This is a genomic window from Rathayibacter sp. AY1F4, assembly GCF_002931775.1.
In the GTDB taxonomy this organism is placed as follows: domain Bacteria; phylum Actinomycetota; class Actinomycetes; order Actinomycetales; family Microbacteriaceae; genus Rathayibacter.
In genome coordinates this window covers 1-22,367 of record NZ_PSVE01000031.1, presented here as the reverse complement: position 1 = coordinate 22,367, position 22,367 = coordinate 1, and the positions used below count along the sequence as shown (strand labels likewise).

The window sequence follows — 22,367 nt, the reverse complement described above, 5'->3', positions numbered from 1 at the left end:
CCTGCTCCATCGGACGACTCAGCCCAGACGGCCCGCCGCCTCAATCCCGCCCCGCCTCCCACTCGCAGAGCAGCTCCCGCTCCCGCTCCTCCCCCAGCCCGGCTCCGCGTCCCGGCACGTGCGCGGCCGCCGCGTCCTGCAGCGTCTCGGCGAGGTCGCGGCGCTCGAAGCCCGCGGCCTCGGCCCGTGCTGTCGAGCGGGTGTTCATGCCGCGCCAATCCGGGTCCGCGATCCACAGCGGGAGCGAGCCGGGGCCCGCCCACTGGCCGACGCCGCGCTCGAGCAGCCACTCCTCCGGCACGGCGACCGGCTCGGCGGACGACCCGCCGCGCGCCGCGGCCAGGTGCTCGGCGAACGGCACGGGGGTCCCGCAGACGTTCATCACGCCCGCCACCCGCGCCTCGGCGGACGCCGCCAGCCAGGCGGCGAGGTCCCGCACGTCGACCACGGACGTCGGCAGCTCGGGCGCATCCGGCACCAGCACGGGGCCGGACCGCGCGCTGAAGCGCCAGGGCCAATAGGAGGAGCGGCTCGTCGGGTCGCCGGGGCCGCCGATCAGGCCGGCGCGCGCGATCAGAGACGGCGCGGATCCGGCCAGCACGGCCTGCTCGCAGGCGGCCTTCGCGGCGCCGTACGAGGCGGGGTCGTCGGAAGGAGAGAGCTGCTCGGCGTCCTCGTCCGCACCGACGACCGCGTTCTCGGCGTAGACGCTCGTGGTCGAGACGAGGACGTAGGCGCTGCAGCGCAGGTCGCGGGCGGATCGGCGGACGTGCTGCGGCGTCGACGACACGTCGATCACCGCGTCCCACGATGCCGCAGCCACGGCGTCGAGAGCGTCCTCGCGGTCGCGGTCGGCCCGGACGAGGGACGCCCCCGCAGGCACGGCCGTCCCGCGCACGAGGCAGGTCACGTCGTGGTCGCGCCGCAGCGCCTCCTTCGCGAGGTGCCCGCCGAGCCAGCCCGTGCCTCCGAGGATCAGCGTTCTCATCCCCGCATGCTCGCACGGGCCTCACAGCGCGAGGCCCGCTGAGGTGCCCGAGACGGTTCCGAGAACGCTGAAACAGCTGCATCCTCGGGCGACTCGACGCAGTGGGCGCCGAGCGAGCGCCTCAGCGACAAGGGCCCCCTCCACGAGCCCCCGGACACCCGACCACCCGAGCCCGCCCGCGTCCTCTATCCGGAATCACGCGGGCGGCTCGGGCGCCCGAGCGGCTCACACGACGACGAAGGCGTCCAGGATCAGCGAGTTGCCCGTGGAGGCGGCGTTGCGCTTGCTGCCGCGGCGGATGGTGATGGTGTGCTCGCCGGCGCTGAGGGCGCTGCTGGTGAACACGGTGCGGGCCGAGCGGTTCGTGGCGCTGTAACGGTCGACGGAGGCGACGAGCACACCGTCGATCAGGACCTCGTTGATGCCGGAAGTCGGGGTGATCCGGCTCACCCAGCTGACCTTCGTGCCCTGGAAGCGGAGGGTCGCCGAGGCCGTGGAGGTGCTGGAGTACGAGATGCTGCCGCCGCTGTCGGCGGTGCTCGAGAGCGTCGCCCAGGTGCCGACGGTCGCGATGACGGCGGCTCCGTTCTGGTACGTCCCCGCCGCCGGCAGCGTCGAGGTCGGGGTGGGCGTGGACGTGGCCGTCGGGGTCTCGTTCGGAGTGGGCGTGTCGGTGGGCGTCGGCGTGTCCGTCGGCGTCGGCGTGCTGGTCGGAGACGCCGTCGCGGTGGGGGTGGGGGTCGACGTGGAGACGGTCCCTGCGGTCACGACGAAGGCGTCGAGGATCAGCGTGGATCCGGTGGACGCCGGGTTGCGCGTCGTCCCCCGGCGGATCGTGACCGTATGGGTGCCGGCGGCGATCGGCCCGCTCGTCCACACCGTCTGACCCGAGCGGGTCGTGGGGCTGTAGCGGTCGACGGTGGCGACGAGGACGCCGTCGAGCAGCACCTCGTTGATGCCGGAGGTCGCCGTCATCCGGCTCACCCAGCTGACGCCCGTGCCCGAGAAGCGGAAGCTCGCGGACGCTCCGGCCGAGCTGGAGTAGCTGATGCTCCCGCCGCTGTCGGCGGAGGAGGAGATGGTGCTCCAGGTGCCCGCCGTCGTGATGAGCGGCGAGTAGTTCTGGTACGTGCCCTCGCCGGGGATCGACGAGGCGGGCTCGTCGGGCAGCGGAACGACCGGCTGCTCCGCGAGCCAGCGGTCGAACGTGTCGAGCATGTCCTTGTTCGTCAGGCTCGGCACGTTGTGGCCGTTCGGAGCGCCGTCGGTCGGCGTGTAGAGGACCACCGCCTCCGTCGCGACGGGCTTCGCGAGCGCGACCCACGCCCCTCCGTGCACGGCGATCGGGACGAGGACGTCCTCCGTCGAGCCGGTCGTGCGGATCCGCGCCCCCGCCCACGAGGCCTGCGGCAGCAGCGCGGGGTCGGTCGACGGGATCGTCGAGGGGTCGTTGTCGTAGTCCGGCAGGACGCGCTCCGGGTCGCGGCGGGCCATGTCGGCCATGTCGTAGACGCCGGCCGCGTGGTACGCGCCGCGGATCTCGGGGACCAGCTTGTTGCCGTACGCCCAGCAGAGCAGTGCGCCACCGCCGGAGTTCGAGCGGAGGAAGCTCGCCCCGATCCGCCACGTCTTCTGGAACCAGGCGACCGCGTCCACCTGCAGGGCGACGGCCCGCTTGTTCGTGTAGATGCTGCCGCCGTAGTTGGGGCAGATCGAGATGACGCCCTTGTCGACGGCCTGGTCGGCGCTGTACTGGTAGGCGCCGGACAGGGCCGCGTAGGTGCTCCCGTTGGCGTGGTAGTACCAGTAGACCACCCGGCCGATCCGCTGCGACGGGACCGCGGTGTGCGGGACGAAGAGCCGCGCGCGGTCGGTGCCGATCATCACGTCGATGATCTGGTACGGCTTCTTCCCCACGCGCGAGATCGCCGTGTCGCTGCGCCCTAGCTCGTTGGGCAGCGGCGGGATCACGCTGTAGTCGGGCGCCGCGGACGCGGACATCGCGTAGGCGAAGGCGGATCCGACGCCGAGGGCGGCTCCGGTGAGGACGAGACGGCGGCTGTGGCGCGCAGGAGAGGACATGGGATCCCGACGGGGTGAGGGCTGCTCGGTCGGCGGAGCCTGACCGGAAGGAGTGAGGGGGGGGTGCTGCGGTCCCGATCGGACCGCCGTGGAGAGGGCGCGGTGCGGTCCTTCGGGGGACCGTGCGGGCGGGCAGGCGCGAGTGCATCCTCCCGCGTCCGCCGCGCGACCACCAGACCCGCCTCAGGGACACCCGCGGCGGCGCTCCCACCTCGCATCGAGCGGCGGCGGGACGCGGGAGGAGCTCCTGGTGAGAGCGCTATCTCGCGCCACTGCTCTGGAGATGCCCGCCATGGGAGCGGAACCGCATCGTGCCGGTGGCGGGAAACCGGGACGGCACGGGGCCGGCACGGATCCAGGCCGCGTTGCGCCCGGCGCGAGGGCCATGCGCACGTCAACACTCTCGCGGGAGACACCCGGATGAGTCTCGTTATCTGAGCACGACCTGATCGCTGGTTCAGCGCCTGCTCTCCCCCCTCTGAGTGCCGACCGGATCGAGGGTCCGTCGTCCGCCGCCTGCGTCCCGTCTCAGGGGGACAGGGCGACTCCGAGCCGCGACCTATCGTGATCCCGCTCCATCCGGAAGGCCCGGCGAGGCGCCCCGGGGGGAGGTCGATCCGTGTCGAACGCGCATGCCCGACCGAGCCACGACCGCTCGATCGCCCTCGGCCTGGTGCTGCTCCTGCTCGCCGCCGTCCTCGTGGTCCTGCCCGCGTCGAGGGCCGCGGCGGCCACGGTCCTCCTCCAGGAGGGCTTCGGCGGCACCAGCGTCGCGGACTCGGCGTGGCAGGCGCTCGACGGCGCCTGCATCACCCGGGCGACGACCGCACCCCCGGCCGGGTCCTCGAACCTCGGCGTCTGCGCCAACCGGACTCAGGCCCCCGTCGCCGCGACGAGTCCGGGCTTCCTCCAGCTCACCGATGCCCGGAACGACGCCAAGGGCGGCGCGGTCTTCAACCGGCCGATCCCCGCGATGGGCGGCATCGACGTCCAGTTCGACCAGTACCAGTACAGCTCCGCCCTCGGCCTCCTCGGAGCAGACGGCATCGGCTTCTTCCTCACGGACGGCTCGAAGTCCCTGACGGCGGCCGGAGCCCCCGGCGGCTCGCTCGGCTACGGCCAGTCCGCGACGGTCGAGGGTGTGAACGGCGGCTATCTCGGCATCGGCATCGACGCCTACGGGAACTTCTCGGCCAGACCTCCCACGCAGAGCACGACACTCAACGCCCCGCCCACCTACGGACTCGGATTCGGGTGCCCCTCCGGCTCAGGCCAGGGCCAGGTCGCGAATCAGATCGTCGCCCGCGGTGCAGGCCAGGGCCAGACCGGCTACTGCTTCCTGCAGGCCGCGCCGCCGCCGACGCTCACCTCCGTCCGCACCCCGATCACCGTCTCGTCGGGCAATCCGCCCGCGAGCTACGGCAGGACCGTGCGGATCACCGTGTCCGCCACGGCCTCCCCCGTCGTCACGGTCTACTGGGGCACCTCGGCGGGAATGGCCGCCTCCGCGCTGACGCAGCTGATGCAGTTCACGATGCCGACCGCAGCGCCCTCGACCTACAAGCTCGGCTTCACGGCGTCCACCGGTGGATCGAACGACACCCACCTCGTCCGCAACGTCTCCGTCTCGTCCATCAACACGCTCGACGACATCACTCTGGTCAAGCAGATCGACCGCACCACCACGCAGCCCGTCGCCTACGCCGAGGGATCCGTCATCCCTTACCAGTTCGTCGTCACGAACGGGTCTATCCGGGGCACGCTCACCGGCATCGTCGTCACGGACCCGAAGGCCGCGAGCATCTCCTGTCCGACGACGACCCTGCTCCCGCTCGCCTCCACCATCTGCACGGGATCCCATACGGTCACGGCCGCCGAAGCGGTGGCCGGCTCGTTCGTCAACACGGCGACCGCTGCAGCGACGAAGACGGAGACGATCTCGAACGTCGTGACGACGACCCCCGTCACGAGCAGGACGGCCACCGCCACCGCCCCCATCGCCACCCCGGCTCCCGCTCTGACCCTCACCAAGACCGCCCTGCTCACCGACACCAACGGCAACGCTCAGGCCGACGCGGGCGAGCAGATCCGCTACTCCTTCCTCGCCCTCAACTCCGGCAACGTCACACTGCAGACGGTCGCCGTCGCCGACCCGAAGGTCACCGGCATCACGCCCGCCTCGACGCAGCTCGCCCCCGGAGCGAGCGCCACCTTCACGTCGGCGCCGTACACGGTCCTTCAGACCGACATCGACAAGAACACGTCGCTCGTCAACACGGCGACCGTCTCCGGCCGCACCCTGGCCGCCTCGCCCGTGACGGTCACCGCGACCTCCACGGCCACCACGCCGATCCGCTACGCTCCCTCGATCTCGCTGACGAAGAACGGCACGATCCCGACCGGGGCCGCCGTGGGCTCGACCGTCTCCTACAGCTTCACCGCCACCAACACGGGCAACACCGGGCTGAGCTCCGTCACGGTCACCGATCCCAAGAGCGGGCTCTCCGCGCTCGCCTACTCCTGGCCGGGGACCGCCGGGCGCCTCGAGATCGGCCAGACGGTCACCGCGACCGCGTCGTACACGCTCACGCAGGCCGACGTCGACGCGGGCCAGGTCCTCAACACCGCGACCGCGACCGGCACCCCTCCGACGGGCGCCGCCGTCACGGCCACCGCCTCGCGGACGGTGACGATCACCCGCACGAACGACCTCGCGCTCACCAAGACCGCGAACCCCGCCTTCATCAGCGCCGCCGGCACCGTGGTGACCTACACCTTCCGCGCGACCAACACCGGCACCACCACCCTCACCGCGGTCGCGATCAGCGACCCCAAGAGCGGGCTCTCCGCTCTCACCTACTCCTGGCCGGGCACTTCCGGACGACTGCTGCCCGGCCAGGTCGTCACTGCGACCGCCGCCTACACGACCACCGCCGCCGACGTCACCGCCGGCACGATCGCGAACACCGCCACGGCGACGGCGACCGGCCCGACCGGCGGGGCGTTCACCCGCACCGCCTCGGTGAGCATCTCGGTGATCCCCGATCCGGCGGCCGACGCCGCGACGGTCGTGCAGGGCGGATCGGTCGTGATCGACGTGCTCGCGAACGACGGGCCCGCCGCGACCGGCGCGATCTTCTCGCGCGCGCAGCTCTCGGCGACCCCGAAGGCGATCGGAGGCGCGGCGACCCCCGCCCCCGCCACTCCCGTGCAGGGGTCAGTCTCCTGCGTCGCGAGCGGAGCGACCCGCGGCCAGTGCACCTACCGCCCGATCGCCGCCTTCGTCGGCACCGACGTCTTCGACTACTCCCTCTCGGGCCAGTACGGCACCTGGAACGTGCGGGTCACGGTCACCGTCACCGCGCTGAACCGCGCGCCGGTCGCCCGACCCGACCGCGTGGTCGCGACCACCGGCGGTCCCGCCGTCACCGTCGCTCCGCTCGCGAACGACACCGACGAGGACCCGGGCACGACCCTCGCCCTGGCCGGAACGAGCATCCCGGCCGGGCTGCGCGGCACCTTCTCCTGCTCCGGATCCACGTGCACCTACACGCCCGCGGCCGACGGCTGGACCGGGAGCGCGACGATCGCGTACACGGTCACGGACGGCGCGCTCACAGCGGGCGGCACGATCACGGTCTGGGTCGATCCCGCTCCCCTCGTCCGGCGCGGATTCTCCGGCACCGGCAGCACGAGCGGAGCGGTCGGGCTCGGCGCCTGGACCAGCTCCTCCGTGGTCGCCACGCCCGTCGCGAGCTGCACGGCCGGTCGGCCGAGCACCCTCGTGAGCTGGTCGGCCGCCGCCGGAGCGACCGGCTGGACCCTCGAGCGCCGCCTCGCGGGGACGACGCCCGGCCCGTGGACCGTGATCGCGGCACCCGCCGCCTCCGCGACGAGCTTCACCGACGACCGGGTCGGCGAGGGCCGCAGCTACCAGTGGCGGGTCCGCCCGGACCTGCAGCGCTGGCTCGGAGTCGCGTCCGCCGCCTCGACCGCCGTCGCCCAGCCGGCCGTCACCACCGCCGGAGGCTGCTGATGCCTCCCCGCCGACACCCCTCTCGTCCTGCACGTGTCCTCGTGAGGGAGACCACGCCCGCACCGGGCACCACCCACCAGAAAGGAACGGTCGCCATGACCACCACAGCACCCACCCGTCGCAGCCCCTGGAAGAAGATCGCCCTCACCGGCGGCGTCCTCCTCGCCGCGGGAGCCCTCGCCGGCGCCGGCGCCTTCGCCGTGTTCACCGACTCCGGGACCGCCGTCGGCAACGTCGACGCCGGCCAGACCGACATCTCGGTGACCGGAGCGTTCACCGTCGCGAACATCGCGCCCGGCGACACGGTCCAGCGCCCGATCAGCCTCGTGCTGCCGAACGCGACCAACGACGGCGACCTCGTCTCGTCGGTCCGCTTCTACCAGGACGTCACCAACGACGTCATCGGCACGGACGCCACCGACCCGGGCCGTACGGGCGCGTCCCTCGTCACCGGTGCGAACGGCCTCGACTACCGCCTGCTGACCTGCTCCACCGCCTGGGTCCCCGCCGCCGCTCCCGCGGAGGCCGGCCCCTACACCTGCGCGGGCACGCAGACCGTCACCGGCACCGGCAAGCTCTCGACCATCGGCGGAGTCGCCAACGCGGCGAACTTCACCCCGGCGAACTTCGGCATCACCCCCACCGCGACCGGGACCTTCCCCTCGGACGCCGGTGATGTGACGCTCAACACGCTGATCGAGCTCGTCCTGCCGACCGCGGCCGACAACACGTACGAGAACGCCTCCGCCACGGTCACCTTCACCGCCGCCGCGATCCAGCGCGCCGGCATCCAGAAGTAGACCGTCCCTCACCGCCTCCGTCCTGCCCGGCCGCCACCGGCGCGGGGCGGAGGCATCCCCCTTTCCTCCCGGAGTCGTCCCCATGCCCCACGCCCGTGCGCTCGTCGCCGTCCTCGCGGCGGTGCTCCTCGCGCCCGCGGCGAGCGCCGAGCCCGTCGGTGTGCTCGACGTGCGCGAGCTCTCGGCGCCCGGATCCCTCACCGACCTCGCTCCGGGTGACCGCGCCGAGTGGGCGGTCGAGGTGACCAGCACCGGCCTGTCGCCGCAGGGGGTCTCCGTGGCCTTCGCGGTCGACGGAGGCACGCTGGCGCAGGACCCGCGCGACGGCCTCCAGCTGTCCGTCGAACTCTGCGACTCGGCGTTCACCGTCGCCGAGGTCGTCGACGGGGAGCGCACGGTCGAGCGCTACCTCTGCCCCGACGACGCTGTGCCGCTCGGATCCGGGCCCGCGGCGACGCTCGGCCGACTCGACGGCGTGCGTCCGCTCGAGCGCGGGGCCACCGTGGGCGTGCGCGTCCGCGTCCTGTTCCCGGAGTCGGCCGGCAACGGGACCGAGCTCGCGGCGGCGTCGCTGCGGGTGCTCGTGGGCACGACGGAGGAGGATCCCTCCGCGGCGCCCGGCCCCGGCTCCTTCCCCGGAGCGGCGGGCGGCGGGCTGGCCGTCACCGGCCGCGACCTGGGCGCTGCGCTCCTGGGCGGGATGCTCGCCCTCGGCTCGGGCGCCCTGCTCGCCGCGGCCGCGCGCCGTCGTCACCGGAGGGAGCAGGCGTGAAGGCCCTCCGCGCTCTCCTCGGCGGCCTGGTCACGATCGTGGCCGTCGCCGGCATCGCCGTCTTCGTCCTCTCCGCGCTCGGTCTCGTGCGGCTCGTGCCGGTGCTGTCGAACTCGATGGCGCCCGGGATGCCCGTCGGCTCCCTCGCCGTCACCCTGCCCGTCGACCAGGCCGCGATCCGCGCCGGCGACGTGATCGTCTTCACCGACCCGGACGATCCGGGCCGCCGCGTCATCCACCGCGTCACCCTCGTCTACTCCGAGGAGGAGGCGGCGGCACTCCGCGGCCGCGAGCCCGGCCAGCTGGCGCTCACCACCAAGGGCGACAACAACGAGTCGGCCGACCCGTGGATCGTGACGATCGCGGACGAGCGGATCTGGCGCGAGAGCTCGGTGGTGCCGCTGCTGGGCTGGCCGAGCATCGGCCTCGCCCACCCGGAGGCGCGGTTCGCGCTCTTCGCGGCGGGCGGCGCGGTCATCGTGGGCGCGCTCCTGATCGCCATCTGGCGCCGCCCCGCGGAGGTCGCCCCGTGAGCGGCGCGCACCGCTCGTCGGACGGCACGCCGCCCCCGGAGCCCCTGCGTCCGCCCACTGAGCACGGGCGGCACAGCGCCCGGCCGTCCTCCCGCGACCGCGGAGCCCCGCGCCACTCCCCCGAGGTCCGCCGCCGCGTGGTCTCCCGCGCCGGCCTGGCGGGACTCGTCGCCGGCGCGCTCATCCTGGGCGCCGCCGCCACCGCCACCGCCGTGCTCCTGGACCGGGGCTCCGTGAGCGCGCGGGTCGCCTCCGGCACCGTCATCGCGACGTTCACCGGCACCGGAGCGACGACGGTGCCGGTCCCCGTCGCGGGATTGGTCCCCGGCGGCACAGCCCGGCGCCTCCTCGACCTGACGAACGCCGGGACCCTGCCGATGTCGGCCCTCCAGCTGCAGACGGCCACCGGCACCGACCTCTCGGACGGCCTGCAGCTCGCGATCGAGCGCTGCTCGCAGTCCTGGTCGGCCGACGCCGCCACCTGCCCCGGCACCGTCACCACCGTGTCGGCCGACCGCCCCGCCGCCTCCCGCCTCGACCTGCCCGGCTCCCCCGCCCTCTCCGTCGGAGCGACCGACCACCTCCGCCTGACCGTGCGCCTCTCGGAGTCCGCGCCGTCCGCCGCGCAGAGCACCTCCGCGACCCTCACCGTCACCGTCGTGGGCCTGCAACGGCCGGGCCGCCAGCTGTAGGTGCGGCGGGCCCACGCCTCGGCAGCACCACCGCCGCGCCGTCCCCTTCCGCGTCAGCGCCGAGGTGCCCGAGACGGTCGTCGACACGCCGGAGCGGGCGACCGTCTCGGGCGACTGAGTGGGGCCGCGGGTACCTCGGTGGTGCCTCGCTACTCGCGCAGGGCCGCCAGGGCGTCGTGGAAGCTCGGCACGTCGGAGAGCACGCCCTCCGGCCCCAGCACCGTCCAGGTCGTGCCCGTGCGGATCAGGACGCCCAGCTCCTCGGCGGGCCGGCGGCGGGTGCCGCGCAGCTCGAGCACGAAGACTCCGGGACGCGCCTCTCTGATCTCGGGAGTGCGCCGGTCGGGCAGCATCACGAGTCCTCCCCGAGAGTCAGCGGTAGACGCTCCACTCCTTCTTCACGATCCGGCGCTCCTCGCCGTCGACCGCGACGATCCACTCGCCGTCCTTCTTGGCCACGACCCGCCCGCGCAGGTACTGCGGCTCCCAGCCGTCGGCCTTGTCGACCCACTTCACGAGTCGCGCGAACCGCCCCGGTGCCACGTCGTCTCTGGACATCTCTCGACTCCCCTCGTCGTCACCGGCACGCCCATCGCCCTCCGTCAGGAGAGCACCTCGCCCAGCGCGAGGAGGACCTCTCCTGTGAGGTCTCGAAGCCGGTTCACCGACGGTAGAACGCGCTGCCAGAAGTGGACGAGACCGTTGACTGATCGACGATCGTCTGGCAGTGGGGTCAGGAGTCGGCAGCGGAGTCAGGAGTCGAACAGCACGTGCGGCCGTCCGGCGTCGACGATCACGCGGGCGCGCACCCCGTAGACGTCCGCGATCAGCGCCGGGGTGAGCACCTCCTCCGGGGTGCCGCCCGCGACCACGCGCCCCTCGCGCAGCACCAGCAGCGCGTCGCAGAAGAGGGCCGCGAGGTTGAGGTCGTGCAGCGCGACGACCGTCGTCACCGGCAGCGCCCGCACCAGGGCCAGCAGCTCCAGCTGATGGCGGATGTCGAGGTGGTTGGTCGGCTCGTCCAGCAGCAGCTCGCGCGGCTCCTGCGCGAGCGCCCGGGCGATGTGCGCGCGCTGCCGCTCGCCGCCCGAGAGGGTGTGCCAGAGGTGGTCGGCCTTCGCCTCGAGACCCACCTGCTCGAGGGCGCGGTCGATCGCGCGCAGGTCCTCGGCCGTGTCTCCGCCCAGGAGGGAGCGGTGCGGGGTGCGCCCCAGCCGGACGACGTCGCGGACGGGGAGGTCCGCCTCCGTCTCGGCCTGCTGCGTCACCGTGGCCACCGCCCGGGCGACCTCGCGGCGGCGGAGCGAGCGGAGCGGCGCGCCGTCGAGGGTGACGACGCCGGTGTCCGGAGCCGCGGTGCCCTGCAGCAGCCGCAGCAGCGACGACTTGCCCGAGCCGTTGGGCCCGAGCAGTCCGACGGTCGAGCCGGGAGCGGGGCGGAGCGAGATCCCGTCGACCACCAGGCGGCCGCCCCGGCGCCAGGAGACCCGGTCGGCCTCGAGCGTCATGAGCGGCCCCTCCGCCGCAGGAGCAGCAGCATGAACACCGGCACGCCGACGAGTGCCGTGCCGACCCCCACCGGCAGCGGAGTCGGCGCGAACGCCACCCGCGACCCGGCGTCGACCCACACCAGGAACACCGCGCCGAGCAGGATCGTCGCCGGGATCACCCGCGAGTGCCGCTGCCCGAACACGAGTCGCGCGGCGTGCGGCAGCACCAGCCCCACGAAGCCGATCGCGCCGGCGATGCTCACCAGGGTCGCCGTCAGCAGGGCCGTCACCACCAGCAGGAGGAGGCGGGTGCGGCCCACGTGCACGCCGAGCGACGCGGCCACGTCCTCCCCGAAGGCGAACGCGTCGAGCGTGCGCGCCGCGGCGAGGCAGACCACGGAGCCGAGCAGCACGACTCCTCCGCTCAGCGCCACGTCGTCCCAGCGCATGCCCTCGAGGGAGCCGAGCAGCCAGAACATCACGCCGCGCGTCTCGTCCGAGTCGGCGAGCGCGAACACGATCAGCGAGGTCAGCGCCGAGAACAGCTGCGTGCTCGCCACCCCCGCCAGGATCACGCTCGAGGTGCCCCCCGCCGAGAACCGCGTGAGCAGCAGCACGAAGCCGAAGGCGACCAGCGCGCCGACGAAGGCGCCTCCGGAGAGCCCGACCACTCCTCCGCCGACCCCGAGCACGCCGACGAGCACCGCGCCCGTGGAGGCTCCGGAGGAGACGCCCAGCACGAACGGGTCGGCGAGCGGATTCCGCAGCAGCGACTGCAGAATCACTCCGCACACGCCGAGCCCCGCCCCGCATGCCGCGGCCACGAGTGCGCGCGGGAGGCGCTCCTGCCAGACGATCGCGTCCTCGGCCGCACGCACCGGGACGGAGGCGAGCCCGAGGTGGTTGAGGAGGATGTCGCGGACGTTCACGAGCGAGACGTCGGCCGGGCCGAGGGTCACCGCGACGCCGACCGAGAGCGCCAGCGCGAGCAGCCCGCCGACGACCAGCGCCGCGGCGGCCAGACCGCGCGGCACCCGGCGGACGAGGACCGTGCCCGTGCCCGTGCTCGTGCCCGTGCTCAGAGCGAGGCCCCGTTCTCGTCCCACCAGGCGCGGATCTTCTCGAGCCCGTCGACGAAGCGGATCGACGGGTTCATCTCGGCGCCGTGCAGCGCGATGAAGCGGCCGTCCTGCACCGCGGACAGGCTGCTGGTCAGCGGGTCGGAGCGGAGGAACGCGGTCTTGTCGTCGAGGCGGTCGCCGGGGAAGCGGTCGCGCTGCAGGTCGCCGAGGACCAGGACGTCCGGGTCGGCCGCGACGACGCTCTCCCAGCCGACGGCGGGCCAGTCCTCCGTGCGGTCGGCGAACACGTTGGTCATGCCGGTCGTGGTGCCGAGCATCGAGGCGAAGTTGTAGCCGCCGGCCATGTAGGGCGTCTTGGTGTCGGCGAACCAGAAGGCGACGCTCCGGCCGCCGAGGTCGACCCCCTCCGTGGCGGCGGCGGCACGCTCCTGCAGCTGCGCGACCAGGGCGTCACCGCGCTGCTGCACGTCGAAGACCTCGGCCAGCTCGTGGATCTCCTGGTAGAGGACGTCGACGGTCAGCGGGACGGTGCGCGTGCCGCTCCCGCCGTTGACGCTCGCTCCGTTGTCGCAGTCGGAGGGGGCGAGGTAGGAGCCGATCCCCGTCTCGGCGAGGCGGTCGCGCGAGGCGACGCCCTCGGGCGCGTAGTGCCGGCCGAAGGAGGCCGTGACGAAGTCCGGGTCGGCGCCGAGCAGCACCTCGTAGGTGGGCGCGTTGTCGGCCAGGCGCGGCACGCTCTCGTTCGCGGAGGCGAGGGTCGCGAGCACGGGGTCGGTCCAGGAGGCGGTGCCGACCATCCGGTCCTCGAGGCCGAGGGACAGCAGGATCTCGGTCGAGTTCTGGTCGAGGGAGACGACCCGCTGCGGAGGGGCGGTGACGGTGGTCGTGGTGCCGCAGTCGTCCAGCGTGAGCGGGTACGAGGTCGTGCCCTCCCCCGCGGCGGCCGTGCTCTCGGGCTCGATCTGCTCGGAGGCGCCGCAGCCGGTGAGGGCGAGCAGGGTCAGGGCGGCGAGGGCGAGGGTGGCGGGGCGCCGTCGGTGCATGGACATGGATCTCCCGTGGTTCGTGGGCGTCGGTCGCCGGCCCGGTTCGTGGGCCTTGTTCGTCAGCCCGGTTCGTCGGCCCGGTTCGCCGACAGGGCTCGTCGGCCCGGTTCGTCGGCCCGGTTCGCCGACAGGGCTCGTCGGCCCGGTCCGTCGGCGGGCGGCACCCGCGTCCCGGCGCGGAGCCCGGGTAAGCATAGCCTTACCTCACCACACCCCGTCCATTCGCGCCAGTCGATCCGCGCCACCGACCCTCCGCCGCCCTCGGCCCGGCCCGCCGGCGACTCCGCAGAAGTCGCCGTGGTCGCGCGCGAGGACGGCGACCTCCGAGTTCTCGATGCACTCAGAAGGCCCGGAACAGCCGAGTAAGCGGACACCTGTCGCGCACCTCGCCTCCGCAGCCCCCAATCAGGCGGACAGCACCCCGGACACGGTTCCCCTGGGGACGGGAGAGCGCGATCCTGGACACCGACGATCGACGGCTCCCGCCCCACCGCCCGCCGACCGTCACGGAAGGAACCTGTTGCCCCGCCGCTCCGCCCGCACCGCCCCCTCCGGCCGGTCGGCGCTGGTGCGCAAGGCCGACGCGTCCGGCTACCGGCCCGAGATCGAGGGACTGCGCGCCGTCGCGTCCCTCCTGGTCGCGACGTTCCACATCTGGCTGGGCCGCGTCTCCGGAGGCGTCGACGTCTTCTTCGTGATCGCCGGGTTCCTCACCACCCTGACTCTCCTCGGCCAGATCCGGCGGTTCGGGCGCGTGCGTCCGATCGCCTTCCTCCGGAGGCTCGCCTCGCGGCTCTTCCCGGCGGCCGCGGTGGTGCTGGTCGTCGTCGCGGCGCTCGCTCCGCTCCTCCTGCGCCCCTCGCAGCTGCTGCAGACCTTCACCGAGGTGCTCGCCTCGACCTTCTACGTCGAGAACGTCGCGCTCGCGCGGGCCGGAGTGGACTACCTCGCGCAGGACGACTTCCACTCCCCGGTGCAGAACTTCTGGGCGATGTCGGTGCAGGGGCAGTTCTACCTGATCTGGCTCGCCCTGGTGCTCGTCGCGACCCTCGCCGCCGTGCTGCTGCGGCGACGCGCGCAGCTGCCGCGGTTCCTGCTGGCGCTCGTCGCGGCGCTCACCGTCCTCTCGTTCGCGTTCTCGGTCGTGCTGGTCGGGATCGACCAGCCGACCGCGTACTACAGCACCCTCGCCCGCTCGTGGGAGTTCGGACTCGGCTCGCTCGCGGCCCTCGTGCTCCCGGGACTGGCGATCCCGGCGGCCCTGCGGACGGTCGTCGGGTGGCTGGGGCTGATCGGAGTCGTCTCCTGCGGATTCGTGCTCCAGGTCTCGAGCGCGTTCCCCGGCGCCGCCGCGCTCTGGCCGACCCTCTCGGCGGTGCTCGTGCTCGTCGCCGGGACCGGCCCCGCCCCGGAGCGCGGCGTCGGCCGGCTGCTGGCCCTGCGCCCGCTCGTGTGGCTGGGCGGCCTGAGCTACGGGATCTACCTCTGGCACTGGCCGCTCCTGGTCTTCTGGCGCGAGAGCACCGGCGAGGACACGACCGCTCTGGCGGGCCTGGGCGTCATCGCCGCCGCGATCCTCCTGGCCGCCGCCTCGAAGCACGTGCTCGAGGACCCCCTCCACCGCCGCGCCCCCGCCGAGCGCCCGCACCGCCTCCGCGCGCTCGCCCCGGCGGCCCTGCTGGCCGTCGCCGCCCTGGTCGGAGCGACGGGCCTCACCGGCACGAACGCCGCGATCGCCGCCGACCTCGCCCGCGCGCACGCCCTCCCCGTCTCGACCGAGGGCTGCGTCGGAGCCGCGGCGCTCGCGAACGCCTGCCCCGACTCCTGGACCACGAGCATGCCCGCCGTCGACGCCTCGGAGGACGGCTCCGCGCTGAACACCGACGAGTGCAGCACGGGCAACTCCGGCACGGCGCTCAAGGAGTGCCGCTTCGGCGATCCCGCCGGCCTCCGTGTGCTGCTGATCGGCAACTCGCACGCGGCGTCCTTCTTCCCGGCGCTGCGCGGCGTCGCGGAGGAGCGCGGCTGGGACCTGCACACCTACTACAAGACGGGCTGCGTCTTCTCGACCGCGGAGCGGCGCGACGACTCCGCCTCCTCCCGCCGCTCCTGCGACGTCTGGAACGGGAAGCTGCAGGAGGAGCTCGCGGGCCAGGAGCCGTACACGCTCGTCGTCACCGCCTACTCCGCCAAGAAGTCCGTGTTCGTCGACGCGTCCGGCACCCCCGACGAGCAGGCCGGCATCGACGGCTTCCACGAGTCGTGGGCGCCGCTGATCGCCCGCGGATCCACGGTGGTCGCGATCCGCGACAATCCGGTGCTGCCCTCGCTCTCCCTGCTGGCCTGCGCCGAGGAGCCGGGCTCCGCTGCCGACTGCAGCGTGCCGCTCGACGAGGCCTTCGCCGACCGCGAGCTGATGGCCGCCGCCGCCGAGGGCTGGCCGGGCGCCGCCGCCGTCGACCTCACCCGCTGGTTCTGCGACGACCGCGGCTGCCCCCTCGTGATCGGCGGAGTGAAGGTGTACCGCGACCTCGGGCACCTCACCGAGTCCTACGCCCGGACCCTGGCGCCCTACCTCGGCGAGGCGCTGGACCCGCTGGTCGGCTGAGGGCCCTCGCGCTCACCTCCAGACGCATGCAAGACTGTTTATACGAACAGGGATCGGAGGAGCCGATGGGCCACTCTCACGGCGTTCCGGCCGGCTCCGCCGCCGCGCGGCACCGGCCTCCGCTCGTGGCCGCCTTCGTGCTGACCGCGGCGTTCATGGTCGTCGAGTTCGCGGTCGGAGTCGCGACGGGCTCGCTCGCGCTGCTCTCGGACGCCGCGCACATGGGCACCGACGTGCTGGCGCTCGGGATGTCGATCGCCGCGATCTCGCTGGCCGCCCGCCCCGCCGCGAAGAGCCGCACCTACGGCTCCTACCGCCTCGAAGTGCTGGCCGCCCTCGCCAACGGTCTGCTGCTGTTCGCGGTCGCCGCGTTCGTGATCGTCGAGGCCGTCCGCCGCTTCGCCGAGCCGCCCGCGGTGCCCGGCGGCCCCCTCCTGATCACCGCCGTCGTGGGCCTGGCGGTCAACCTCGTGAGCCTGCGCCTGCTGTCGGCCGGGGCGAAGGAGAGCATCACCCTCCGCGGAGCCTCCCTCGAGGTGCTCGGCGACGCACTCGGCTCGATCGGCGTGATCATCGCGGCGATCGTGCTGCTCACCACCGGCTGGGCGTGGGCGGATCCGATCGTCGGCGTGCTGATCGGGCTGCTGATCCTTCCCCGCACCTGGTCGCTGACGCGGCAGGCGCTGGGGATCCTGATGGAGTCGGCGCCCGCGCACGTCGACCTCGCGGCGCTCGAGCGCGACGTCTGCGCCGTCCCGGGAGTGCTGGCGCTGCACGACCTGCACGTGTGGACGATCACCTCCGGCATGGAGAGCGCCACCGGCCACGTGGTCGTCGCTCCCGACGCCGACTACCGCACCGCGCTCTCCCGAGTGCTCGCCGTCCTCCGCGAGCGCCACGGCATCGACCACGCGACCATCCAGTGCGAGCCCGAGGCCTTCCCGGAGACGACGCACCGCGTCTGAGCGCGGCGGCGTCGTGGCGCGCGGCCGCACGCCTCCACATGCCCACGACCCTCCAGGACTCGTCGCACTCGGCGCCGACTGCGACGACTCCCGGCTTCTCGCCGACGCGGGCCCCTCCCACCCCTGAGCACCTTCCGATTGTTGACGTGAACATGTACAGTCGGCCGTCAGGGCGCGTTCACGTGAACATGCCCGCATTTCGATGGCGAAAGAGAGACCGCATCAATGTCGATGTCCTTCAGAAGGGTCGCCGCGCTCGCCACGAGCGCCGCCCTGGCCACAGGAGCACTGCTGGCGATCCCCGCCGCAGCGGCCCCCGCTCAGGCCGCGGACGCGTTCCGCATCACGCCGAACCCCGCCGCCGCCGGTGAGGCGTTCGAGGGCTGGGGCACCAGCCTCGTCTGGTTCGCGAACGCGACCGGCGACTATCCCGAGGCCCTCCGCGAGGACCTCTACCAGAAGGTCTTCGGCGACAGCGGCCTCGACCTCAACATCGCCCGCTACAACATCGGCGGCGGCAACGCCTCCGATGTGAAGGACTACCTCCGCCCGGGCGGCGCCGTCGAGGGCTGGTGGAAGCCGAACCCGGCCGGCGACGCGTCGACCTACGGCGGCACCTCCACGAAGCTCGCCGACCGCGACGCGCTCCTGGCCAAGTGGAACGCGGACGACCCCGCCTCCTACGACTGGACGGCCGACGAGACGCAGCGCTGGTGGGTCGAGAGGCTCGCTGAGGAGAAGCAGATCTCGCACTGGGAGGCGTTCTCCAACTCCGCCCCGTACTTCATGACCGAGAGCGGCTACGTGTCGGGCGGCTTCGACGGCAACAGCGAGCAGCTGAAGCCCGCCGCCGAGGAGCAGTTCGCGAAGTACCTCGTGAAGGTCACCGAGCACATGGAGGACGAGTACGGCATCGAGTTCGACACGCTCGACCCCTTCAACGAGCCGAACACGAACTACTGGAGCACCCAGCTCTCCAACGGCGTCCCGACCGGCGGACGCCAGGAGGGCATGCACGTCGGCCCGACGCGCCAGGCGGGTCTGATCCCCGACGTCACCGCCGCGCTGGACGCCTCGACCACCGACGCCGGCCTCGCCGCGATGGACGAGACCAACCCCGACATCTTCGCCACGAACTGGGCCGCCTACTCCGCCGCGATCCGCGCCGAGGTCGACCGGATGAACGTCCACACCTACGGCACCTCGGGCCGCCTCAAGGTCCGCGACCTCGCGAAGCAGGCCGACACCGACCTGTGGATGAGCGAGATCGAGGGCAACTGGGTCACCGGCTTCGACCCCACCAACATGGAGAACGGCCTCGGCATCGCCGGCCGCATCAACGACGACCTGCGCGAGCTCGAGCCCAAGGCGTGGGTGCTCTGGCAGCCCGTCGAGGACTACTACAACATGCAGCAGCCCAAGCCCAAGGGCGAGAACCTCAACTGGGGCTCCGTCTACATCGACCTGGACTGCAAGCCGTACCAGGAGAACGGGACCGAGGTCTGGAAGTCGGTCCGCCGCGTCGCCGACGCCGGTGGCGACTCCACCAAGGCCCCGGTCTGCGGCGTCGAGACGAACTCGAAGTTCAACACCATCCGGAACTTCACCAAGTTCATCCACGAGGGCGACCACCTGATGCCCTCCAACGACAGCTCCTCCACCGCCGCCGTCCGCGGCGACGGCTCGGGCGCGACCGTCGTGCACACCAACAGCACGGCGACCGAGAAGACCGTCGTGCTCGACCTCTCCCGCTTCGGCACCATCGCCGACACCGCGACGGTCACCCCGTACATCACCACGAAGGCCTCCTCGGCCGCCGCTCCCACGAGCAACGCCCTGGTCGCCAAGACGCCGGTGAGCGTCGACCGCATCTCGCGCACCGCCACGATCACCGTGCCCGCCAAGTCGGTCACGAGCTTCTCGATCGACGGAGTCTCGGGAGTCGCCGACTCCGCCCCCGCCCTGCGCGACGGCCACCGCTACCAGCTGGTCGGCACCCAGAGCGGCAAGGCCCTGACCGGCAACCCCTCGGGCGCCGCGACCACGATCACCGGCCTCGCCACCGATTCCGCCACGGCCGCCAAGCAGACCTGGACGGTCCGCGAGGTCGCCGCCGGCGAGCGCGAGGCCACCCGCCGCGTCGTCCTCGTCAACGGCGACGGACGCGTGCTCGGAGCCACGACCGCCGGCACCGACCTGCGCTCGCTGTCCGTCGACGCGGCGAAGACGACCGCCGCGACCCGCTGGATCGTCAACACCACCGACGGCGTGAACTTCTCGCTCGTCAACGAGTCCATCGCCCAGTCGCTCGACGTGAACGGCGGCTCCAGTGCCGACAACGCGTCGGTCGGCGTCTACACCTCCAACGGCGGAGCGAACCAGTCGTGGTCCCTCCGCGACCTCGCCCCGACCGCCGGCCAGACGATCGCCGTCCGCACCACCGCGGGCGTCGCTCCGACCCTGCCCGCGAGCATCACCCCGCAGTACTCCTGGGGAGCCGGCGCACCGCTCGCCGTCACCTGGCAGCGCCCCGCCGACTCGGCGTACGGCGCGACCGGCCGCGTCGAGGTGCCCGGCACCGCGACCGACCTCTACGGCCAGACGATCACGGTCACCGCGCTCGTCGACGTCGGCGGACTGACCGCGACCGACCCCGTGTCGGTCACGGCCGCCGCGGGCGCCTCGGTCGCCGGAGTGAAGGCCTCGGCCCCGACGACGGTCCCCGCCCGCGTGGGCGCCTCGGCCAGCACCTTCCCGGTGCCGGTCGTCTGGGACTGGACGCCGCTCACCACCGCCTCCCTCGCCCGGGCCGGGCAGGTGACGGTCTCGGGAACGGCGACCGCCGACGGCGCGACGCTCCCCGCCACGCTCACGGTGCTCGTCACCACGGGCACGCTCCGCAACTTCAACCCGGACGCCGGCATCGTCGCGACCGCGTCGTCGTCGGAGTCGGGCTACGGACCGGAGCGCACCCGCAACGGCGTCGACGGCGACAAGGGCTGGTCGAACTGGACCAACGGCACCAAGGCCGCGCAGAGCTCGCTGACCTACACCTTCCCCTCGACCCACCAGGTCGAGAAGGTGTCGGTGCAGTTCCTCGCCGACGGCGGCACCAGCTGGGCACAGACCTACCAGCTGCAGTACCAGGCCGCCGACAGCACGACCTGGACCGCGGTCCCCGGCTACGAGTCGGCCGTGGCCCTCGCGTCGCCGGCCGGCGGAACGGCTCCGACCCTGGTCGCGTCGTTCGCGCCCGTCACGGCCAAGGCCTTCCGCGTCGTGATGAACGCCTACGACAACACGCACCTGATCGTGGCCGAGACCAAGCTCTACGAGTCGGTCGCCTCGCCCGCCGCGGTCGCCACCCTGGGCGCCCTGCGCGTCGGAGGAGCGGGCATCGCCGGGTTCGACCCGGCCCGCACCTCCTACGCGGTCACCGTCGAGGGCACGGCGATGCCGGTGATCGGAGCGGTGGCGACCGACTCGGCGGCCACCGTGCGGATCACCCAGCCGACGACGGCGAACGGCGGAGTCGCGACCATCGCGGTCCGCGCGGCCGACGGCTCCGTCACCTCGACCACGACGGTGACGGTGACCCTGAAGGCGCCCGCCGCCCTCGCGGTCGCGGTCACGGCGACCACCCGCTGCATCGCCGGCAAGGTGACGCTCACCGTCGCGGCGAAGAACGAGTCCGGCGTGCCGGTCTCGATGACCATCGCGACGCCCTCCGGGTCGAAGCAGGTCACCGGAGTCGCGCCCGGCGCGAGCGGCAGCGCCGCGTTCACGACGCGCGCGGCCTCGGTGCCGGCCGGCCAGGCCACCGTCACCGCGACGGGCACGGTCGACGGCAAGCAGGTCACCTCGGTGGCGACGGGAGCGTACGCGGCCCGCAACTGCTGACGCCCCCTCCGACACGGACCGCCTCCGCCCCTCCGGGGACGGGGGCGGTCCGTCGTTCGCCGTCGGAGCGGCGCTGCGCGGGCGGCGCGTCGTGGGATCCCGATACGCCCGCGACGCGGGCTACTCGATCGGCATGGATCCGTGCCGGTCGGGCAGCCGCACACCTCCGCGCCGGTGGAGCGACCGCGCACCCCTAAGCCGGTCAACCAGCCGCGGCACGCGGCGTATCGGGACCCCGCTCAGCGCCCCGCGGCCGTCTCGTCGCGGGTGCGCAGGCGCGAGACGCCCATCACGACGGCCGCGATGACCATACCCAGCACGAGGCCGAAGATCATCGAGACGAAGGTGTCGGCCAGCCACACGACGACCGGGCCCGCGCCCTCGACCGCGTGGGTGACGACGTGCACGAGGTCGTACGGACCGTGCCACACCGTCTCGGCGAGGTTCGCGACGACGAGGTGCCCGCCGACCCAGAGCATGGCGAGCGTCCCGATGATGCTGATCGCGCGGAACACCACCGGCATCGACGCGACGATCCTCGCTCCGGTGCGCCGCACGCCGCGGGCCGCGTTCTTCATCAGGCGCAGGCCCACGTCGTCGATCTTCACGAGCAGCGCGACGGCGCCGTACACGAGCACGGTCATCCCGAGCCCGACGACCAGGAGCGCGCCGAGCGTGGGCCAGATCCCGAAGTCGGGGTCGAGGCCGTCGAGCGCGATCAGCATGATCTCGGTGCTCAGGATGAGGTCGGTGCGGATGGCGCCGAAGACGAGCTTCTTCTCGTCGCGCGCCTCCGTCTCGTGGCCGCCGTGCGAGACGCCGAACCACTCGAGCACCTTCTCCGCCCCCTCGAAGCAGAGGAACGCGCCGCCGAGGATGAGCAGGTACGGCAGCACCTGCGGCGCGAACGCCGAGAGCAGCAGCGCCAGCGGGATGATGATGACGAACTTGTTGAACAGGCTCCCCAGCGCGATCCGCCCGACCACCGGCAGCTCCCGCGCGGGCGTGAGGCCCTGCACGTACTGCGGGGTGACGGCCGCGTCGTCGATCACGACGCCCGCCGTCTTGGCGCTCGCCTTCAGGGCGGCGGTGAGGATGTCATCGACAACCGCGAGCAGGCCGACCGACATGTGCGTCTCCTTGGAGGTCCGGGGTGAGAGGGCTCACAGTATCGCGAGCTCCGCGGTCGAGCGGGCACGGGGAGGGGCGTGGGTGCGGCGGAGGGAGTCCGGTCGCGGGGATCTCGATACGCCGGAGGGGCCGGCTCCTCGATCAGCGTGAAGGGCGGTCGTGGCTCCGAGCACGCGTCCGTCGCCGTTGACGAGGACGACGCGGCGGGTGGCCTCGCGCTCGCCCGCGGCGCCCTCGCGGAC

Annotated in this window: 16 protein-coding genes; 8 read left to right on the top strand and 8 right to left on the bottom strand. The window is 73.1% G+C overall.

The window, feature by feature from the left end; translation table 11 throughout:
• Nucleotides 1–40: 40 nt before the first annotated feature.
• Nucleotides 41–988, bottom strand: a complete 948-nt coding sequence (locus C5C59_RS15705) for an NAD-dependent epimerase/dehydratase family protein (protein ID WP_104239151.1) — start codon at nucleotides 986–988, stop codon at nucleotides 41–43.
• Between the two features lie 225 nt (nucleotides 989–1,213).
• Nucleotides 1,214–3,070, bottom strand: a complete 1,857-nt coding sequence (locus C5C59_RS17400; RefSeq protein ID WP_181134922.1) for a hypothetical protein — start codon at nucleotides 3,068–3,070, stop codon at nucleotides 1,214–1,216.
• 619 nt (nucleotides 3,071–3,689) lie between these two features.
• Here C5C59_RS17400 and C5C59_RS15695 point away from each other — a divergent pair.
• From C5C59_RS15695 to C5C59_RS15675, 5 genes are all read left to right on the top strand, one after another.
• Entirely contained in the window at nucleotides 3,690–7,106 is a 3,417-nt protein-coding gene (locus C5C59_RS15695) for an Ig-like domain-containing protein (protein WP_104239152.1), read from the top strand.
• Nucleotides 7,107–7,201: 95 nt separating this feature from the next.
• The gene (locus tag C5C59_RS15690) at nucleotides 7,202–7,906 is read left to right on the top strand and encodes a TasA family protein (RefSeq protein WP_104239153.1); all 705 of its coding nucleotides are present in this window, start codon (nucleotides 7,202–7,204) and stop codon (nucleotides 7,904–7,906) included.
• Between the two features lie 82 nt (nucleotides 7,907–7,988).
• On the top strand, nucleotides 7,989–8,678 hold the full coding sequence (locus C5C59_RS15685; protein WP_104239154.1) for a hypothetical protein: 690 nt from the start codon (nucleotides 7,989–7,991) through the stop codon (nucleotides 8,676–8,678).
• A complete protein-coding gene (locus C5C59_RS15680) occupies nucleotides 8,675–9,211 on the top strand; it encodes a signal peptidase I (RefSeq protein ID WP_104223395.1) in 537 nt (178 codons plus the stop codon). The genes C5C59_RS15685 and C5C59_RS15680 overlap by 4 nt, the downstream gene beginning before the upstream one ends.
• A complete protein-coding gene (locus C5C59_RS15675) occupies nucleotides 9,208–9,903 on the top strand; it encodes a peptidase (RefSeq protein WP_104239155.1) in 696 nt (231 codons plus the stop codon). Before C5C59_RS15680 ends, C5C59_RS15675 begins: the two co-directional genes overlap by 4 nt.
• Nucleotides 9,904–10,052: 149 nt before the next feature.
• Here the strand turns inward: C5C59_RS15675 and C5C59_RS15670 are convergent, their stop codons facing one another.
• The 5 genes from C5C59_RS15670 to C5C59_RS15650 all read right to left on the bottom strand — a co-directional run bounded on the left by C5C59_RS15670 (nucleotide 10,053) and on the right by C5C59_RS15650 (nucleotide 13,524).
• On the bottom strand, nucleotides 10,053–10,256 hold the full coding sequence (locus C5C59_RS15670) for a hypothetical protein (protein ID WP_104239156.1): 204 nt from the start codon (nucleotides 10,254–10,256) through the stop codon (nucleotides 10,053–10,055).
• Nucleotides 10,257–10,275: 19 nt separating this feature from the next.
• The gene (locus C5C59_RS15665) at nucleotides 10,276–10,461 is read right to left on the bottom strand and encodes a hypothetical protein (RefSeq protein WP_104251315.1); all 186 of its coding nucleotides are present in this window, start codon (nucleotides 10,459–10,461) and stop codon (nucleotides 10,276–10,278) included.
• Nucleotides 10,462–10,655: 194 nt separating this feature from the next.
• Nucleotides 10,656–11,411 (bottom strand): ABC transporter ATP-binding protein, encoded by a 756-nt coding sequence (locus C5C59_RS15660; RefSeq protein WP_104239157.1) that lies wholly within the window; start codon nucleotides 11,409–11,411, stop codon nucleotides 10,656–10,658.
• Entirely contained in the window at nucleotides 11,408–12,499 is a 1,092-nt protein-coding gene (locus tag C5C59_RS15655) for a FecCD family ABC transporter permease (RefSeq protein ID WP_374953906.1), read from the bottom strand. Before C5C59_RS15655 ends, C5C59_RS15660 begins: the two co-directional genes overlap by 4 nt.
• Nucleotides 12,472–13,524 carry an ABC transporter substrate-binding protein gene (locus tag C5C59_RS15650; RefSeq protein WP_258062804.1) on the bottom strand — a complete coding sequence of 351 codons (1,053 nt, stop codon included), beginning with the start codon at nucleotides 13,522–13,524 and terminating at the stop codon, nucleotides 12,472–12,474. The genes C5C59_RS15655 and C5C59_RS15650 overlap by 28 nt, the downstream gene beginning before the upstream one ends.
• Nucleotides 13,525–14,041: 517 nt before the next feature.
• Here C5C59_RS15650 and C5C59_RS15645 point away from each other — a divergent pair.
• From C5C59_RS15645 to C5C59_RS15635, 3 genes are all read left to right on the top strand, one after another.
• Nucleotides 14,042–16,129, top strand: coding sequence for an acyltransferase family protein (locus tag C5C59_RS15645; protein ID WP_181134921.1), 2,088 nt, complete (start codon nucleotides 14,042–14,044; stop codon nucleotides 16,127–16,129).
• Between the two features lie 65 nt (nucleotides 16,130–16,194).
• On the top strand, nucleotides 16,195–17,094 hold the full coding sequence (locus C5C59_RS15640) for a cation diffusion facilitator family transporter (protein WP_104239117.1): 900 nt from the start codon (nucleotides 16,195–16,197) through the stop codon (nucleotides 17,092–17,094).
• Between the two features lie 231 nt (nucleotides 17,095–17,325).
• Nucleotides 17,326–20,994, top strand: a complete 3,669-nt coding sequence (locus C5C59_RS15635) for a glycoside hydrolase (RefSeq protein ID WP_181134920.1) — start codon at nucleotides 17,326–17,328, stop codon at nucleotides 20,992–20,994.
• 239 nt (nucleotides 20,995–21,233) lie between these two features.
• On the opposite strand, the gene C5C59_RS15630 is transcribed toward C5C59_RS15635, so the two are convergent.
• The gene (locus tag C5C59_RS15630) at nucleotides 21,234–22,124 is read right to left on the bottom strand and encodes a DUF808 domain-containing protein (protein WP_104239119.1); all 891 of its coding nucleotides are present in this window, start codon (nucleotides 22,122–22,124) and stop codon (nucleotides 21,234–21,236) included.
• Nucleotides 22,125–22,367: the final 243 nt, after the last annotated feature.